General features: G+C 61.6%; 16 protein-coding genes, 1 other RNA gene and 1 pseudogene. 9 read left to right on the top strand and 9 right to left on the bottom strand.

All coding sequences use genetic code 11. The annotated features are described in order from the left end of the window. Nucleotides 1–231 precede the first annotated feature (231 nt). Nucleotides 232–1,179, top strand: a complete 948-nt coding sequence (locus tag AC1D2N_RS10015; protein ID WP_003555804.1) for an AEC family transporter — start codon at nt 232–234, stop codon at nt 1,177–1,179. Nucleotides 1,180–1,307: 128 nt separating this feature from the next. On the opposite strand, the gene AC1D2N_RS10010 is transcribed toward AC1D2N_RS10015, so the two are convergent. Then, nucleotides 1,308–1,871 carry a c-type cytochrome gene (locus tag AC1D2N_RS10010; protein WP_018244276.1) on the bottom strand — a complete coding sequence of 188 codons (564 nt, stop codon included), beginning with the start codon at nt 1,869–1,871 and terminating at the stop codon, nt 1,308–1,310. Nucleotides 1,872–2,025: 154 nt separating this feature from the next. Here AC1D2N_RS10010 and AC1D2N_RS10005 point away from each other — a divergent pair, with 154 nt between their 5' ends. Both AC1D2N_RS10005 and AC1D2N_RS10000 read left to right on the top strand, forming a co-directional pair. After that, nucleotides 2,026–2,781: a 3-deoxy-manno-octulosonate cytidylyltransferase gene (locus tag AC1D2N_RS10005; protein WP_130653385.1), complete on the top strand. Its 756-nt coding sequence runs from the start codon at nt 2,026–2,028 to the stop codon at nt 2,779–2,781. Between the two features lie 10 nt (nt 2,782–2,791). Continuing rightward, the gene (locus tag AC1D2N_RS10000; protein WP_018244274.1) at nt 2,792–3,646 is read left to right on the top strand and encodes a prephenate dehydratase; all 855 of its coding nucleotides are present in this window, start codon (nt 2,792–2,794) and stop codon (nt 3,644–3,646) included. A 24-nt stretch (nt 3,647–3,670) separates the two neighbouring features. Here AC1D2N_RS10000 and AC1D2N_RS09995 read toward each other — a convergent pair whose 3' ends face one another. The 5 genes from AC1D2N_RS09995 to AC1D2N_RS09975 all read right to left on the bottom strand — a co-directional run bounded on the left by AC1D2N_RS09995 (nt 3,671) and on the right by AC1D2N_RS09975 (nt 6,633). Further along, nucleotides 3,671–4,039 carry a VOC family protein gene (locus AC1D2N_RS09995; protein WP_003555800.1) on the bottom strand — a complete coding sequence of 123 codons (369 nt, stop codon included), beginning with the start codon at nt 4,037–4,039 and terminating at the stop codon, nt 3,671–3,673. A 195-nt stretch (nt 4,040–4,234) separates the two neighbouring features. Next, nucleotides 4,235–4,495, bottom strand: a complete 261-nt coding sequence (locus tag AC1D2N_RS09990; protein WP_018244273.1) for a hypothetical protein — start codon at nt 4,493–4,495, stop codon at nt 4,235–4,237. A gap of 71 nt (nt 4,496–4,566) precedes the next feature. Beyond that, complete coding sequence (locus tag AC1D2N_RS09985) at nt 4,567–5,262, bottom strand: helix-turn-helix transcriptional regulator (RefSeq protein WP_130653384.1); 696 nt, start codon at nt 5,260–5,262, stop codon at nt 4,567–4,569. 4 nt (nt 5,263–5,266) lie between these two features. Continuing rightward, complete coding sequence (nudC, locus tag AC1D2N_RS09980) at nt 5,267–6,226, bottom strand: NAD(+) diphosphatase (RefSeq protein WP_047617612.1); 960 nt, start codon at nt 6,224–6,226, stop codon at nt 5,267–5,269. Beyond that, entirely contained in the window at nt 6,223–6,633 is a 411-nt protein-coding gene (locus tag AC1D2N_RS09975; protein WP_026242289.1) for an HIT domain-containing protein, read from the bottom strand. The genes nudC and AC1D2N_RS09975 overlap by 4 nt, the downstream gene beginning before the upstream one ends. A gap of 89 nt (nt 6,634–6,722) precedes the next feature. Here AC1D2N_RS09975 and ffs point away from each other — a divergent pair. From ffs to AC1D2N_RS09960, 3 genes and pseudogenes are all read left to right on the top strand, one after another. Continuing rightward, an RNA gene (ffs, locus tag AC1D2N_RS09970) (signal recognition particle sRNA small type) lies at nt 6,723–6,819 on the top strand. Nucleotides 6,820–6,864: 45 nt separating this feature from the next. Beyond that, nucleotides 6,865–8,650, top strand: a pseudogene (locus AC1D2N_RS09965) (DNA polymerase III subunit gamma/tau). A gap of 22 nt (nt 8,651–8,672) precedes the next feature. Next, a complete protein-coding gene (locus AC1D2N_RS09960) occupies nt 8,673–8,996 on the top strand; it encodes a YbaB/EbfC family nucleoid-associated protein (protein ID WP_018244269.1) in 324 nt (107 codons plus the stop codon). 25 nt (nt 8,997–9,021) lie between these two features. Here the strand turns inward: AC1D2N_RS09960 and AC1D2N_RS09955 are convergent, their stop codons facing one another. Then, nucleotides 9,022–9,639, bottom strand: a complete 618-nt coding sequence (locus tag AC1D2N_RS09955; RefSeq protein ID WP_130653382.1) for an MOSC domain-containing protein — start codon at nt 9,637–9,639, stop codon at nt 9,022–9,024. A 57-nt stretch (nt 9,640–9,696) separates the two neighbouring features. On the opposite strand from AC1D2N_RS09955, the gene recR reads away from it, so the two are divergent. Both recR and AC1D2N_RS09945 read left to right on the top strand, forming a co-directional pair. Then, complete coding sequence (recR, locus tag AC1D2N_RS09950; RefSeq protein ID WP_003555792.1) at nt 9,697–10,302, top strand: recombination mediator RecR; 606 nt, start codon at nt 9,697–9,699, stop codon at nt 10,300–10,302. Between the two features lie 11 nt (nt 10,303–10,313). Next, nucleotides 10,314–11,561, top strand: a complete 1,248-nt coding sequence (locus AC1D2N_RS09945; protein ID WP_130653381.1) for a lytic murein transglycosylase — start codon at nt 10,314–10,316, stop codon at nt 11,559–11,561. Between the two features lie 6 nt (nt 11,562–11,567). On the opposite strand, the gene AC1D2N_RS09940 is transcribed toward AC1D2N_RS09945, so the two are convergent. Together AC1D2N_RS09940 and AC1D2N_RS09935 are read right to left on the bottom strand one after the other, a co-directional pair. Beyond that, nucleotides 11,568–12,023: a GNAT family N-acetyltransferase gene (locus tag AC1D2N_RS09940; protein WP_130653585.1), complete on the bottom strand. Its 456-nt coding sequence runs from the start codon at nt 12,021–12,023 to the stop codon at nt 11,568–11,570. Nucleotides 12,024–12,046: 23 nt separating this feature from the next. Next, nucleotides 12,047–13,726: an MFS transporter gene (locus tag AC1D2N_RS09935; protein ID WP_197728279.1), complete on the bottom strand. Its 1,680-nt coding sequence runs from the start codon at nt 13,724–13,726 to the stop codon at nt 12,047–12,049. Nucleotides 13,727–13,924: 198 nt separating this feature from the next. Here AC1D2N_RS09935 and rimP point away from each other — a divergent pair, with 198 nt between their 5' ends. Next, a complete protein-coding gene (gene rimP, locus AC1D2N_RS09930) occupies nt 13,925–14,530 on the top strand; it encodes a ribosome maturation factor RimP (RefSeq protein WP_018244264.1) in 606 nt (201 codons plus the stop codon). Nucleotides 14,531–14,535: the final 5 nt, after the last annotated feature.

Raw genomic sequence — 14,535 nt, 5'->3', positions numbered from 1 at the left:
GGAGCGGAAAAGCGGGCTATGCCCGCTTTTTTTGTTTTGCCGATGCGCCTGATTGGACGGCGATTGCCTTTTCAATCCAAGCGGTTTGCTGCTACTGCATAATTCCTTAAATCGGAATCGATTTAAGGAATTATGCAGCAATTCAAAGTGCTACAGCGTCCTTTGCGGCTCTCGAAAAGACGCGCGGCGCTGTAGACGTCGAATACTCCCCCGCGCAGAGCAGCCTCCCCCATGTCAGCCATCATTCTCGACGTCCTTCCCATCTTCATCCTGATTCTCATCGGCTGGGTGATCGTCCGCAGCGGATTGATGGCGTCGAATGTCGGCGAAGCGCTCAGCGAATTCGTCTTCAAGATCGCCGTGCCGCTTCTGCTCTTCCGCACCATCGCCGAGGCGGATTTTCATGGCGCCTCGCCCTTCCGACTCTGGATCGTCTATTTTTCCGGCGTTGCCATCACCTGGACGGCCGGCCATATCGCGGCCACACGCCTCTTCGGCCGCGACGAACGGATCGGCGTGCTGGCCGGCGTTTCCTCGGCCTTCGCCAACAATATTTTCATCGGCCTGCCGCTGGTCGAGCGAACCGTCGGCGACGAAGGGCTGGTGGCGCTGTCGATCCTGCTTGCCGTGCATCTGCCGGTGATGATGGTCGCCGGCACGGTCCTGATGGAGCATGCCGAGCGCAAGATCGCCGGCAAAAGCGATCGCAGCATGGTGCTCGTGCTTCGCCAGATCGCGGTCAATCTCGTGCGCAACCCGCTGGTGATCGGGCTTGCGGCCGGCATGGCAATGCACCTTTCCGGTCTCACCATGCCGACGACGGTGGCAACGGTCGTCGGGCAGATCGCCGGCATTGCCGGTCCGGCGGCGCTGATATCGCTTGGCATGGCGCTGGAGAGATACGGCGTCTCCGGCAATCTCGGCATCGCCAGCGTCACCTCGACCTTGAAGCTGCTGCTGCTGCCCGGCTGCGTGTGGGCGGCGAGCCATCTCCTCGGTCTCAGTCCCGAATGGACGGCAGCGATCGTGCTGACTTCCTCCGTCCCGACAGGCGTCAACGCCTGGCTGATTGCCAATCGCTTCGGCGTCGGTCACAGCCTCGCCGCCTCGACGATCACGGTGACGACGGCGCTCGGCGCCATCACGGTCTCGCTCTGGGCCTATTTCCTCGGCGCCTAAAGCGCGTCGTAATGTCGTTAGCGCAAAACCGCTGCACAGTTTTGCGCGACATGCTTTAAGCGGCTCTCTGCACAACGAAAAGCCCGGCTTGCGGGCCGGGCTTCGATGTCATGCGATTGTCTGCCACGTCACTGCGTTGCGGCGTTCGGATCCGGCAGCGGCACCGGCGAATCGGCGAGCGTGTGCAGGTATAGAATGACGTTGGCGCGGTCCTGATCCTTCGCCAGACCGGCGAAGCCCATGGCGGTGCCCGGAACGTCCTTTTTCGGCGCCAGCAGGAACTTGTTGAGAAATTCGAAAGTCCACTTCTCGCTGCTGCCCTTGGAGAAATCCTTCATGGCAGCGGAATAGGCGAAGCCTTCATGCGAGGCGATCGGGCGATCTACGACACCAAAGAGGTTGGGACCGACCTTGTTCGGTCCCCCTTTGGTGCCGTCATGACAGGCCTGACACTTCTTGAAGACCGTTTCACCGGCCTTGGCATCTGCAGAAGCGAGCAATTGCGCGATCGGAACAGCAACGGCAGGCGCAGCCTCACCACCAGCGGCGGGCGCTTCTTCGGCAACGATCGCGAAACCTTCCTTTTCCGGTGCTTCGGAATGGAAGATCCCTTCGGACGCGATGGAGACCGACATCAGAACGAAAATCGTTCCGAGCAGCGCCCCCACGGCCGTATTGACGTATGAATTCATCTGCAATGCTCCCCTTGCAGCCGGCAGACCATAAACCGGACCATCTTGAAATCGCGCGGAACCTATGTCTTTTGGTTGATCGTTGCAACTGTCTAAATGGTCTTGTGCGTGAGACTTTTTGACACTTTTCAGCCCGGAATAGAAGGCCCGAACAATGAGTGATTCAAATTTAGACGGCGTGCTCGTATTGATCCCGGCGCGCATGGCCTCCACCCGGCTTCCTGGCAAGCCGCTCGCCGATATTTGCGGCCTGCCGATGATCGTCCAGGTGGCGCTACGCGCTAGGGAGGCAGCCATCGGCCGCGTTGTCGTCGCCGTCGACGATGATCGAGTGTTCGATGCCGTCGCCGCCGCCGGCTTCGAAGTCGTCATGACCCGCGTAGACCACCAATCGGGTTCTGATCGAATCTTTGAGGCGCTGAAGAAAGTCGATCCGGACGGAAAGGCGAAAATCATCGTCAACGTCCAGGGCGATCTGCCGACGATCGATCCCGAAACGGTGCGCGCGGCTTTGCGCCCTCTCGAGAACGAGGCGGTCGATATCGGAACGCTGACAACCGAAATCGACAATGAGGAGGACAAGACCGCGCCGCACATCGTCAAGATCGTCGGCTCGCCGATTTCCGACGCCCGGCTGCACGCGCTCTACTTCACGCGGGCAACGGCCCCTTACGGCCAAGGGCCGCTCTACCACCATATCGGCCTCTATGCTTATCGGCGGGCGGCGCTCGAACAGTTCGTCTCGCTCGGTCCTTCGACGCTCGAAAAGCGCGAATCGCTGGAGCAGCTACGGGCGCTGGAAGCCGGCATGCGCATCGACGCCGAGATCGTTGACACGGTTCCGCTCGGTGTCGATACTCCGGCCGACCTCGAAAAAGCGCGGCGCATCCTCTCCGCAAAGTCGAACTGACGGAACCATCATGAACATCAAGACCAACAGGATCGCCTTCCAGGGCGAATTCGGCGCCAATTCCGATATGGCCAGCCGCGACATGTTTCCGACCATGGAGCCGCTGCCCTGTCAGACCTTCGAGGATGCGTTCACGGCGGTCGACAACGGCGACGCCGATATCGCGATGATCCCGATCGAGAACACGATTGCCGGGCGCGTCGCCGATATCCACCATCTGCTGCCGGAGTCGCGGCTGCACATTATCGGCGAATATTTCATGCCGATCCGCTTCCAGCTGATGGTGCTGCCCGGTGTCACCAAGGACGAGATCCGCACGGTGCACAGCCATATCCACGCGCTCGGCCAGTGCCGGAAGATCGTTCGCGCCAACGGCTGGAAACCGGTGATCGCCGGCGATACGGCAGGGGCGGCAAAACTCGTCAAGGAAACCGGCGACCGCTCGATGGCCGCCTTGGCACCACGCCTTGCCGCCGATCTCTACGGGCTCGAGATCATTGCCGAAAATGTCGAGGATACCGAAAACAATGTCACCCGTTTCGTCGTCCTGTCCCGCGACGAGGAATGGGCGCAGCGGAATTCGGCGGAAGAAAAGGTCGTCACCACCTTCGTCTTCAACGTCCGCAACATTCCGGCCGCGCTCTACAAGGCGCTCGGCGGTTTTGCCACCAACAACATCAACATGACGAAGCTGGAAAGCTACCAGCTCGGCGGAAAATTCGTGGCGACGCAGTTTTACGCCGATATCGAAGGCCATCCGAACGATCCGAACGTGCGCCGGGCATTGGAGGAACTGCGTTTCTTTTCCGAGAAAGTCCGCATCCTCGGCGTCTACAAGGGGCATGCGATGCGAGGCCAGCTGTAAGGTAAGCCCCGCAAGTCGCCTTAATTATTTATCCGGCTCACAGACACGCAGCCGATGCCCATCCGGATCGAGCACGACGAAGGTCGGACCAAAATCCAGTTCGGTCAGTTCCTGGGCGATCGGCAGGCCGCGCTGTCGCCAGTCCTCATAATGTCTGGCGACAGCATTTTCTCCCTCGACCATGAAGGCCACTTCGCCTCGATTGCCGATGGCGGAAGGCTGCGGTTCGACCTTGCTGCGCCGCCAGAGACCGAGCGTGAAGCCACCCTCAAGCGGAAAAGCGACGAAATTCGGCGCCTCCACGGCCGGTTCGCGATTGAGCAGGTTCCGGTAGAAACTGGCGCTTTCACCGGGGTCCTTGACGTAAAGAATGATGAGATTGGGGCTGGTCATTTCGGTTCTCCCGTTATTTAAGAATGGCGCCGCGAGAGATCTCGTCTGCTGACAGATTATGGCAGCAGATTACCGAGGGCGTTGCGATCGCAACGCCCCGTTCTCGTCGGGCAGAGTGTTGATAAGGATGGGCGGCCCAAAGCGGTCGCGCATGTCGTTGTCGCAAAACCGCTGCACACTTTTGCGCGATATGCTTTAGAGCGGAAAACGGTCCTCGCAGCGCGGGTCGCGTCCGTCGATGAAGCCGAGGTCGCGCTTCAAGTAATCCGGTGTCGCTTCAAGGTCGAGGCCGGTGCGGTCTCCTCTGCGAAATCGGAAAATGTTCATGACCAGGTCCAGCAGGCCGGACGGCGCTGACTGGCGAACATCGGCAAAAGTCTCGGCCGAAATGACATCGGCAAAGGCCTCGGCCGCAAAACGGTCGTTGGTGAAATGAATGGCTGGAGGCGTTACCATGATCAGTACTCCTTCCTGGTGGATTGGCACTGATAATAACTCCATCTGCTGACAGTTTATGGCAGCAGCGTTCAGTTCTCCATCGGCACGTCCTGCGTCTCGCGCCATTCCTTGAGGAGCACCGTGCGGCGGCGCGGATAACGCCCCTCATGCAACGCCATATCGATGATGCGATCGGTGCGGAAATGCCGAAAATCCTGGCGCAGTTCGCACCAGGCCATGAGGACCCGCACATGCTCGTAATAGCCGAGCCCGAAAGGCCAGACGCGGCGGCGCGAAATACGGCCCTGCTCGTCGCCATAATGCAGTTCGAGGATACGTTCCAAGCGGATCGCCTTGCGGATGGCCGAGACATCGGCCTTGTCCTCATCCCTGCGTTTAGGGCCGACGAAAAGCGCTGCCGAATCGATCATCTCTCGCATATCGGCCGGCAGGACGGCGGCAATCTTGGCCAGCGCGTCGGCGCCGGCGCCGGCAAGGCGCGGCTCGGCGGCGCGGGCGACCCATCGCGAGCCAAGCACCAATGCCTCCAGCTCTTCTTCGGAAAACATCATCGGCGGCAGCATGAAACCGGGCTTCAGCACATAGCCAATGCCGGCTTCGCCTTCGATCATCGCACCCTGGGCCTGCAGGCTGGCAATATCGCGATAGAGCGTGCGCAGGCTGACACCGGTCTCCTCAGCGAGCACCGAGCCGGTCACCGGCCGCCGGTAACGCCGGAGCGTCTGGAGCAGCGTCAGCAGCCGTTCCGAGCGGGCGACCGGCATGGCGCTACCGCTTCCACTCCACCCAGTCACGCATCAGGCGGTGGGCGATCGCCCCTTTCGGCGGCGAGGCCTTGCCTGTCGCGCTCGGGCGTTCCAGCATCTCGATCGTTTCCTCGCGGGTAAACCAGCGACAATCCTCCAGTTCCGTCTCATCGCGGCTGATTTCGGTGGATTTCGCCTCGGCGTAACAACCGATCATCAGCGAATGCGGCATCGGCCAGGGCTGCGAGGCGTGGTAGCGGATGCGGCCGGTGCGGATGCCCGATTCCTCCAGCGTTTCGCGACGCACGGCGTTCTCGATGGTCTCGCCGGGTTCGAGGAAGCCGGCAAGACAAGAATACATGCCGGGCGCGAAATGCGGGCTGCGGCCGAGCAGGCAGAGGTCGCGCTGCTCATCGATCGTCAGCATGATGACCACGGGGTCGGTTCGGGGGAAGATCATGTGCTCGCAGGCGGCGCAGACGCGCTTGTAGCCGCCGATGTGGATCTCCATCGCTGAGCCGCAGCGGCCGCAGAAGCGATTGTCGCCGTTCCAGCGGATGAGGCTTGCGGCCTGGGCGAATTCGCCGAGCAACACTTCGTCGATCAGCATTTCGCGAAACAGCGTGCGGCCGTCGGCAGGCTTGTACTGGCTGGTGAGGTCGTCGACATCGATGCCGACGGGAACGGCAAGGCGCGGCTCGCCGGTCTTGCGGTAGCCGAGAAGCACCGTTTCATCCCAATCCGGCTGCAATCCCTGCAGCTCATAGCGGGCAAAGAGCGGGTCGAGCACCTGGCCGTCATGCTTCAGCACCAGCTTATCCCCCGCGAAGGCGAAGATATGGGTGCCTTCCTTTGCCAGCGCCTTTTCGACGGATTGTTCATCGCGATGTTCGGAATCACGATTGAGGTCGTTGGCGGCAAAGGCCGTGAGATTGCTGGGTTCCGGATGCGGCACATCCGAATCGAAAAGCGAATGACTCATGATGAAAGGGCTTCCCGCAGCTTCGCTATAAATTCGTCTCTCTTTCCGTCCTCGTAGGGCTCCGCGCGCCCGAAGCCCCAGACGGGACCCGGCCAGTTCGCATCGCCTTCGAAGCGGGCAATGATATGAACATGAAGCTGGCGGACGATATTGCCAAGAGCCCCGACATTGATTTTTGTCGCGCCGGTGATCTCCTTCAGCGCCTTGGCGACCAGCTCCGTCTCGAAGGCAAGCAGCACCTGGTCGAGCGGCGTCAGCTCGAAGATTTCCGTGATACCGGCCCGGCGCGGCACGAGAATGAGCCAGGGCCAGCGGGCATCCCTCGACAATCTCAGATCGCAGAGACCGGTGACCATGATGCTGACGCTGTCGTTTTCCAGCCGAGGGTCGAGCGCGAAACCTTTCAAAGGGCATTCTCCTCATGTTTTCCAACGACTAGCAGTTTTTTTGCATGTTGGCTTGCTTTTGATGACGATATTGCCGATATGTGCATCCGGGAGGTTGGTGGTGGACGAGCCACTCGCCAACCGGGTCAGGTCCGGAAGGAAGCAGCCCTAACGAGCCCGGCACGGGTCATCGTGCCAGCCTCCCACCTTCTCTCCACGAAGTGCCCGACGATCCGGGCGACAAGCAGGGCGATGAGCGACACCGAGCGACAATCAAAAGATGCCGCCTCGACGGGCACCGGATACCGGGTGCTGGCTCGCAAATACCGCCCCAAGGATTTCACGGACTTGATGGTCGGCCAGGAGCCGATGGTCCGTACCCTCACCAACGCCTTCGAAACCGGCCGCATTGCGCAAGCCTACATGCTGACGGGTGTGCGCGGTGTCGGCAAGACGACGACGGCGCGCATCCTGGCGCGGGCGCTGAACTACAAGACATCGGAAATCGACAAGCCAACGATCGACCTTCGCACGCCGGGGGAGCACTGCCAGGCGATCATGGAAGGCCGGCATGTCGACGTGATCGAGATGGATGCCGCCTCCCATACCGGTATCGACGATATCCGCGAGATCATCGAGCAAGTGCGATACCGCCCGGTTTCGGCGCGCTACAAGGTCTATATCATCGACGAAGTGCATATGCTGTCGACGCAGGCCTTCAACGGCCTGTTGAAGACGCTGGAAGAGCCGCCGGAGCATGTGAAGTTCATCTTCGCCACCACCGAAATCCGCAAGGTGCCGATCACCGTGCTATCGCGCTGCCAGCGTTTCGACCTGCGCCGCATCAGCGCCTCCGATCTCGTCGGGCTGTTCACGACGATCGCCGCCAAGGAAGGCATCGAGGCGGAAGCCGACGCGCTGGCGATGATCGCGCGTGCTGCCGAAGGTTCGGCGCGCGACGGCCTGTCGCTGCTCGACCAGGCGATCGCCCATGGCGCGGGCGTCGTGCAGGCGGAAGCCGTGCGCGGCATGCTCGGCCTTGCCGATCGCGCCCGGATCGTCGATCTCTTCCAGCATATCGTCAAAGGCGATGTGGCCGCCGCACTCGGCGAGTTCCAGAACCAATACGAAGCCGGCGCCAATCCGGTGGTGGTGCTGACCGACCTTGCCGATTTCACCCATCTGGTGACGCGGCTGAAATATGTGCCGGATGCGGCAAACGATCCTTCGCTCAGCGAGGTCGAGCGCACCAAGGCGGCGGAATTCGCCAAGGGCGTTGCGGTGACGACGCTGTCGCGCATCTGGCAGATGCTGCTGAAGGGCATTCCGGAAACGGAAGGCTCGTCGCGGACGGCAGGGGCCGCCGAGATGGTGCTGATCCGGCTTGCACATGCCGCGCATCTGCCGGCACCCGAGGATGCGGCCCTATCAGAATAGTGTCGCGGCGCGCGCCGCGGAAGCCGCACCGAGCCCGCCACAGCCTTCGGCGCCGGTGGCGATGCTGCGTGCCGTGCCGAGCAGCCAGCCCGAGACGATGTCTGTCGGGCGGATCGAGCCAAAACCGGCGGAAGCCCTGAAGCCGCTCGTCCCGGTCAATACGGTCAATGATATCGTCAACCTCGCCACCGAGAAACGCGATCCGAAGCTGAAGGCGATGGTGCGCACCTTCCTGCGCCCCGTGCGGATCGAAGCCGGCCGGCTCGACGTCAGCCTGGCTCCCGGTGCGCCGACGACACTGCTCAACGAGCTTGCCGTCAAACTGAAGGAATGGACCGGCATCCACTGGATCGTCAGCCTCAGCCGCGACGAGGGCCAGCCGACGCTTGTCGAAGCGGAGGCCAGGACCCGGGAACAGCATGTGATCGACGCGCGCCAGGACCCTGACGTAGCGGCAATCCTTGCGCATTTCCCCGGTGCCAAGATCATTGACGTGCGCGTACGGGCGCCCGAACCGGAGGAGGAAGGCGAGGCGACGCCGCCGGCCGCCGCCGAATCCGAGGAAGGTGACATCCTGCCGGGCGACGACATAGAATTCTGAGGTTTCAAGAAGGAGCGAGACGATGCGCGACATCATGGGCATGATGGGCAAAGTCAAGGAAATGCAGGCCAAGATGGAGCAGATGCAGGCGGAGATCGCCGAGCTCACGGCCGAAGGCAAGGCGGGCGGCGGGCTCGTCACCGTCATCATCACGGGCAAGGGCGAGCTGAAGAGCCTGAAGATCGACCCGTCGCTGTTCAAGGAAGACGACGTCGAGATTCTCGAGGACCTGATCGTCGCCGCCCACAAGGACGCCAAGGACAAGGCCGAGGCGCTGGCCGCCGAAAAGACCAAGGCACTGACGGCCGGCCTGCCGATCCCGCCCGGCTTCAAGCTGCCGTTTTGATCTATACGCCGCCTATGCCCAGTGGTCAGCGCCCGGCTTCCAACAACGCTCTCAGCTTGTAGTGGATCGGTGAGGCGAGATATCGCGCCCAGTCCGCCTCCGAAAGCCGCCGGCCAAGGGTTTTCATCAGCTCCGGCATCGTCACCTTCTCTCCCGTAAAGAGCCGATGGTCGACCGGCATTCCGGCCTCGACCACACCGCCTTTGATGACGCGGCAATAGATGCCGGGACGGGCGGCGTCCGTATAGCGCTTGACGAATGTCGGATCGGCCATCCTGGCCGCGAAGGTGGCGCAGGGAATGCGGCATGACGTGACTTCGAGGACGAAATCGCCGGCGACGAAACGGTCGCCGACTGCGACGTCGCGATTGTCGAGATGCGATATCACCATGTTTTCGCCGAAAGTGCCGGGCTCATAAGGCCTGCCGAGCTCCCTGCTCCACCAGTCGAGTGTCAGCGATCCCTCGACATAAACAGCCTGGTCGACGCCGCCATGGTGTTTGCGGTTGCAGATCGCATCGCCGACAAGACCTTCATCATCGATCATCACCGCGCCATTGACGGGTTGTTTGAAGATGCCGGTCTTGTAGCTCTTGCCGGGCAGTCTTTCGGGATTGCCGGTGCACAAGGCCAGGATTTTCATGAGACGGGCAATCCTTCCGCGATTCCGTTTCCGTTCCATATCAGCTAAGAACGGCGCATGGCAAAACGAGTCACCGGCCCCGAAATCGAAAAACTCATCCAGCTTCTGGCGAAGGTGCCGGGCCTCGGGCCGCGCTCGGCGCGCCGGGCGGCACTGCATCTGATCAAGAAGAAGGACCAGCTGCTCGGCCCGCTGTCGAATGCGATGGGCGAGGCCTATGACAAGGTGAAGATCTGCTCGCGCTGCGGCAATGTCGATACGGTCGATCCCTGCATTGTCTGCACCGACACGCAACGCGATCAATCCGTCATCATTGTCGTCGAGGACGTATCGGATCTCTGGGCGCTGGAGCGGGCAGGCGCGATGAACGCCGCCTATCATGTGCTCGGCGGCACGCTGTCACCGCTCGACGGGGTCGGTCCTGACGATCTCAATATTCGCGGCCTGATCGACCGGGTCGGCGAAGGCGGCATCCGGGAACTGATCATCGCGGTCAACGCCACAGTCGAGGGACAGACGACGGCGCATTACATCACCGATCAGTTGCAGGGGCTCGACGTGAAGATCACACGGCTGGCGCATGGCGTGCCGGTCGGCGGCGAACTCGACTATCTCGACGAGGGCACGCTTGCGGCGGCACTTCGGGCGCGGACGGTGATATGAGAGGCTTGTCTATGCCGAAGAGCACGGGGATATTCGCACTCGCGTTGGCGGCAGCTCTCTTGCCCCTCTCCTGTTACGCGGCCACTTCGAAAGCCGATGTCGAGGCGCTGTTCGAGAAATGGGTGCAGAGCGACCTCTGGCCGGAGGCGAAGGCCAACGGCATTTCGGAGAAGGTCTTTCAAGCAGCTTTCTCTGGCATCACGCTGAACTGGAGCCTGCCCGATCTCGCTCCGCCGGGCTTCCCGCCGCCGAAGGAACAGAAGCAGACGCAGGCCGAGTTTTCCTCGCCCGCTCCCTATTTCAACGAAGACCAACTGAAGAAGCTTGCCGCAACGGGACGCGGCTTTGCCGCCCAATATGGCTCGACGCTGAAGCGGATCGAAAAGACTTATGGCGTGCCGGGCTCGATCGTGCTGGCTATCTGGGGCCGGGAGACGGGCTTCGGTGCGGCGAAGATCCCGAATTCGGCGATCGAGGTGCTGGCGACCAAGGCCTTCATGTCGACGCGCAAGGAGATGTTCCGCACCGAGCTGGTGGCCGCACTCCATATTCTCGACGGCGGCGACGTCACACCTGCCAATTTCAAGGGTTCGTGGGCGGGCGCACTCGGCCAGCCGCAATTCATGCCGACCAGCTATCTGAAATATGCGGTGGATTTCGATGGCGACGGTCACCGCAATATCTGGACCTCGGTGCCGGATACGCTCGCCTCGATCGCCAATTACCTGGTCAAAAAAGGCTGGCAGCGCGGCCGCGACTGGGGCTTCGAGGTGTCGATACCGGAGGCGGTCTCCTGCGCACAGGAGGGACCCGATCTGGCAAAGCCGCTGTCGCACTGGGCCTCGCTCGGCATCGACCGCATCTCCGGCAAGGGCTTTCCCTCAGGCGAGATGAAGGCTGAGGGCATGATGCTGGTACCGGCCGGCCGCGACGGACCGGAATTCATCGTCACCCCGAATTTCTACATCATCAAGGAATATAATAATTCCGATCTCTACGCGCTCTATATCGGCAATCTCGCCGACCGGATCGCCTATAATGGCACCGCCTTCCAGGGCAGATGGGGCGATGTCGGCAAGATGCTGCGCTCGGACGTCGCCGCCATGCAGAAGGCGCTGGAACGGCAGGGCTATGATGTCGGCGGTTCCGACGGCCTGCCGGGCTACAAGACGCGGCGCTCGATCGGCCAGTGGCAGGCAAAGAACGGCATGAAGCCGACATGTTTTCCGGAGGCCACGATGAAGGGCAAGCTGAAGTAACCGGCTTCAGAGAGTGCGTTTCAAACCTTCATGGCTGGCGACGAAACCGAGCTTCTCGTAGAAGCGGATCGCATCCCCCCGCGTCTTGTCCGATGTCAGCTGCACGAGGCCACAGCCACGCTCGGCGCATTGGGCGATCGCCCATTCGATGAAGTGCGAGCCGAGGCCTGAGCCGCGAAGATCGCTTGCGACACGCACGCTTTCGATCTGGCCGCGCCACATGCCCGTCCTCGAAAGACCGGGAACAAAACTCAGCTGCAGGCAGCCGACGACCCGATCGGCCGCATCGGTTGCGACGGCCAGAAGCTGATTGGCGTCCGTCTCGATCGCCGCGAAGGCCGAGAGATAACGCGCGTCGACGGGATCCGAAACGATCTCCCTGGTGCCGCCGAGATCGTCATCGGCCAGAAGCCGGACGATGGCAGCAAGATCGGACGTGCGGGCGAGCCTGAATTTGTACATGCTTGATCTATGCATAGCTGATCTCAATGATGCAGATCGATCGGCGCCTTGTGAAAGACGTCGTCACCTGGTGGAATGGCCTGGCGTTCGATCATGCGGTGGACATGCAGCGCACCTTCGCCGCGGTGAAGCGCACGAAGCCTGTCGGTGTTTTCGGCATCGGCCTGCGTGCGCCGCTGGTTGTGTCTTATGTATTCGACCCAGGTCGGCGTATGGTAGGTTTCCGTCCAAAGGCTGGGATTTTCGAGATCACGCATCAGCGCCCAGTTGCGGGCGCCGTCGCGGATGCGGATACGGCGGCGCTCGCCCATCAACTCCATGAACTCGGCAAGGTCGTCATCTCCGATCTCGTAATCGACCTGGATGACGATCGGCCCGCTGCGTGGCGTGATGTCGAGACTGAGAGCCGGCTCGGTGAAGCGGTTCAGCGGGTCGAGGTTGAGCGAGGCGAAGGCAGGCATCGAAAATCGCAGGCCGATGGCGATGCCGAGCAGCATGACGACGGATGACATCAGCAGCGCATCGGCAACGCCATAGCGATCGGCGACGACGCCCCACAGCCAGCTGCCGCCGGCAATGCCACCGAAGGTGACGGTCTGATAAAGCGACAACGCACGGCCGACCACCCAGCGCGGCGTCGAAAGCTGAACGATAGTGTTGAAGAGCGAAAGTGCGGAGACCCAGCAGGCGCCGGAGACGAGCAGCCCGGCAGAGGTGAGGACGGCACTCGGGCTGAAGGCTGCGATGACGGCACTCAGTGCAAAGCCGGCAAAGGAGAGGCGGATGATCATCTCGCTGGAAAGCACCTCGCGAAGCCTGGCATTCAGCACCGCGCCGCCGATCGCGCCAATGCCGAAGGCGCCGAGCATGAAACCATAGGTCAGCGGCCCGCCGGCAACGAGATCGAGGGCGACGACCGGCAGCAGCGCCAGGATCGAGCTGGCGCCGATGCCGAAGAGCAGTCCTCTGACGAGGACCTTTTCGAGATTGGGGGACATCGAGACATAACGCAGGCCGGCGAAGATGGCGCTGCCGAGTGCCTCCCGCGGCAGGGTCGAGACGGGCGCGGCTGGCCGCCAGCGCAGCAGGGCATAAATCAAGGCGAGGTAACTCAGCGTGTTCACCGCGAAGGCCGCGGCCGCGCCGGCAGCCGCCACGATGACGCCGCCGATTGCCGGGCCGACGCTGCGGGTGATGTTGAAACCCATGCTGTTCAGCGTGACCGCAGCCGGCAGATCGGCGCGCGGCACCATGTCGCCGACCGAGGCCTGCCAGGAGGGATTGTTGAGCGCTGTGCCGCAGCCGATCAGGAAGGTGAAGAAGAGCAGCAGCCAGGGCGTGATCCAGCCGAGAAGGGCTGAGGCCGTCAGCAGCGCAGAGACGGTGAGCATCATGCACTGCGCCGTCAGCATGACCCGGCGGCGGTCATAATTGTCGGCCAGAGCGCCCGATATCAGCGAAAACAGCATGATCGGCAGCGCCGTCGAGGTCTGCACCAGCGCGACCATGTCCTCCGAGGCGGTGATCGTCGTCATCATCCAGGCGGCGCCAACCGCCTGGATCAGGCCGCCGAAATTCGAGGAAAGGCTCGCAAACCAGATGGTGCGGTAGGTATCGTGGCGCAAAGGCGCCAATGTCGACGAAGTGTAGGCCACGATTTCTCCCGCTTTTGTTATTGCGCGCCAACGGCAATATATGCGCAAGACCGGCACTGGCCATAGGCCTGTTCACGTCGCCGGAAGCGAATTGGCCGAATCGGTCGCAGACCTTGCAATTTCGGAAAAACCCGACTATATGCCTCTCAAATTCTTGATCGCTTGATGAAGAGTGGGCCGCAAGGACCCGCTCTTTTTTATTACCGCGATCGCTTAAACAGCATGAAATTGCGAGGAGCGCACCGCTTGTCGGACATGACAAACGCAGACAACGAACTTGAGCCGCGGCTGATTACCGAAACAGGGCTCGACCAGCGTCTTGCCGATATCATCGAACCCGTTCTCGTCGGCATCGGCTTTAGGCTTATCCGCGTCCGTATGCTGAACCAGAACGGCGCGACGATGCAGGTTATGGCCGAACGCAACGACGGCACGATGTCGGTTCAGGATTGCGAAGAAGTCTCGATGGCGATTTCTCCCGTCCTCGATGTGGAAGATCCGATCGATAAAGAGTATCATCTGGAAGTGTCTTCGCCCGGCATCGACCGTCCGATGGTGCGGAAATCCGATTTCGTCCGCTGGCAGGGCCACCTTGTAAAATGCGAGACGTCGATCTTGATCGACAATCGCAAGCGCTTCCGCGGCAAGATCGTCGAAGCAGGCGCAGATGGTTTCACGCTCGAGCGTGACCAGGTTGCCTATGGGGAAGAGCAGAAGGTCACCATTCCCTTCACGGCGCTTAGCGATGCGAAGCTCATTCTGACCGACGACCTGATCCGCGATGCGCTGCGCGCCGACAAGCTGGCGAAAGCCCAGGCCGCCAACCAGAACGAAGCAGAAGACGAAGAATAACCGAT

The sequence above is a fragment of the Rhizobium sp. P1_B8 genome (assembly GCF_056406515.1).
This window is presented reverse-complemented; position numbering and strand designations above follow the sequence as displayed.

Coding starts and splice junctions, on each gene's coding strand:
- AC1D2N_RS10015 (WP_003555804.1), top strand. CDS start 232: ATGTCAGCCATCATTCTCGACGTCCTTCCCATCTTCATCCTGATTCTC.
- AC1D2N_RS10010 (WP_018244276.1), bottom strand. CDS start 1,871: ATGAATTCATACGTCAATACGGCCGTGGGGGCGCTGCTCGGAACGATT.
- AC1D2N_RS10005 (WP_130653385.1), top strand. CDS start 2,026: ATGAGTGATTCAAATTTAGACGGCGTGCTCGTATTGATCCCGGCGCGC.
- AC1D2N_RS10000 (WP_018244274.1), top strand. CDS start 2,792: ATGAACATCAAGACCAACAGGATCGCCTTCCAGGGCGAATTCGGCGCC.
- AC1D2N_RS09995 (WP_003555800.1), bottom strand. CDS start 4,039: ATGACCAGCCCCAATCTCATCATTCTTTACGTCAAGGACCCCGGTGAA.
- AC1D2N_RS09990 (WP_018244273.1), bottom strand. CDS start 4,495: ATGGTAACGCCTCCAGCCATTCATTTCACCAACGACCGTTTTGCGGCC.
- AC1D2N_RS09985 (WP_130653384.1), bottom strand. CDS start 5,262: ATGCCGGTCGCCCGCTCGGAACGGCTGCTGACGCTGCTCCAGACGCTC.
- nudC (WP_047617612.1), bottom strand. CDS start 6,226: ATGAGTCATTCGCTTTTCGATTCGGATGTGCCGCATCCGGAACCCAGC.
- AC1D2N_RS09960 (WP_018244269.1), top strand. CDS start 8,673: ATGCGCGACATCATGGGCATGATGGGCAAAGTCAAGGAAATGCAGGCC.
- AC1D2N_RS09955 (WP_130653382.1), bottom strand. CDS start 9,639: ATGAAAATCCTGGCCTTGTGCACCGGCAATCCCGAAAGACTGCCCGGC.
- recR (WP_003555792.1), top strand. CDS start 9,697: ATGGCAAAACGAGTCACCGGCCCCGAAATCGAAAAACTCATCCAGCTT.
- AC1D2N_RS09945 (WP_130653381.1), top strand. CDS start 10,314: ATGCCGAAGAGCACGGGGATATTCGCACTCGCGTTGGCGGCAGCTCTC.
- AC1D2N_RS09940 (WP_130653585.1), bottom strand. CDS start 12,023: ATGTACAAATTCAGGCTCGCCCGCACGTCCGATCTTGCTGCCATCGTC.